The sequence below is a fragment of the Kitasatospora sp. NPDC001225 genome (assembly GCF_053597855.1).
In genome coordinates this window covers 1-1586 of the sequence record NZ_JBSFJC010000431.1, presented here as the reverse complement: position 1 = coordinate 1586, position 1586 = coordinate 1, and the positions used below count along the sequence as shown (strand labels likewise).

The following is a 1586-nucleotide window of genomic DNA, read 5'->3' as shown; positions in this document are numbered from 1 at the left end:
GCGCGCAGCAGCGAGGTCTTGCCGGCGCCGTTGACGCCGAGCAGGCCGATCCGGTCACCGGGGCCGTGCTGACGACCGCGGCGCCGGCCGGGCCGGGACCGCCGCCGCCCCGGCCGCCGAGCACGCCTTCCGCGCGTCCTGGGAACGGGTCGAGCGGCGCGCGGCCAGCGTCGTCATGGTCCGCGCCCAGTGGACGGCCGACGGCGGCGCCCTCGCCCCCGAGCGCGTCGACCACGCCGTCAAGGAGCTGACCGCCGACATCCGGCGCGAGATGGCGCCCTTCGGCGGACACGTGCGCCGCGCCTTCGGCTCGGTGTGGCTGGTCGTCTTCGGCGTTCCCCGGGCCCACGAGGACGACGCCGAGCGGGCCCTGCGCGCCGCCCTCGCCCTGCACCGCCACTTCGAGGCGCCCGGACCGGCCGCCCCCGGGGCCACCGCGGCCGGACCGGTGCCCGGCAGCGGGGCCGCCGCCACCCGGCCGGTCACCCACCTCGTGGTCGGCACCGGCGAGGTGGTGGTCACCTACGACGACAGCGCGCCCGAGCCCGTGGAGGTCACCGGCGAGGTCCTGGACGCCTGCCACCACCTGCTGCTGCAGGTCCCCCGCGGGGAACTGTGGGCCGCCGACGCCACCGTCGAGACCGGCGGCGCCGGCCTCGGCTTCGCCCCGGTCCCCGGCGTCCCCGGCGTCCACCGCCCCGCGCCCGCCCGCCCCGAGGGCCGCGGGCCGTCCGGGCACCCCGCCGAACCGCCGTTCCTGGAGCGCACCCACGAGCTGAACCTGCTGCGCGGCGCCTACCAGGACAGCGTCCGCCGCCAACTGCCCTACCTGGTCACGGTGCTGGGCGAGCCCGGCATCGGCAAGACCCGGCTGATCGGGGAGTTCGCCGCCGCGCTGCGCGACGGCGCCGGACCGCCGGCGCCCCGGGTGCTCCACGCGGGCACCCCCGCCTTCGACGCCCACACCCCCTACGAGCCGCTGGCCGGCCTGGTCCGCGCCTACACGGGCATCCGCGCCGGCGCGCCGGCGGCCGTCGTCCTGCCCGCACTGACCAACGTCGTGCGCGGGCTCCTCCCGCACGCCGACACCGGACCGATCGTCACCGCGCTCGCCGCCTGCCTCGGCCTGCCCGCCCCGGCCGCCTCCGCCGAGGGGCCGGACGGCGGCGCCGTCCCACGGGAGGAAGTCCTCGGCGCGCTGCGGCAGTTCCTGGAGGAGGCGGCCGCCGAGCGCCCGCTGGTGGTCGTCCTGGACGACCTCCACCGCGCCGCCGACTTCGTCCGCTCCTTCGTCGAGGACCTCACCGTCCGGCTCGGCCCGGTCGCCCTGCTGCTGATCGTCGGCGCCCGTTCCGAACTGCTCCACGCCAGGCCCTCCTGGGGGTGCGCCAAGCGCCGCTCGGTCCTGCTGCACGTGGCACCGCTGTCCACCGCGGCCACCGCCACCGTGATCGGCGCCGCCTCCGGCCGCCGCCACCCGACGCCCGCCGACGACCGCCGCGCGGCCCTCGCCGACGGCAACCCGCTGTTCGCCCAGGCCTACGCGCGGGCGGCGGACGCCGGCGCCGACCACCCGCCGGCCGTCC

General features: G+C 79.2%; 1 protein-coding gene. It reads left to right on the top strand.

Features of this window, described 5'->3' with window-relative positions:
* Positions 1-175 precede the first annotated feature (175 nt).
* The coding region (locus ACWDCZ_RS41215) for an AAA family ATPase (RefSeq protein ID WP_449818703.1) at positions 176-1586 on the top strand (1411 nt) is incomplete at its 3' end.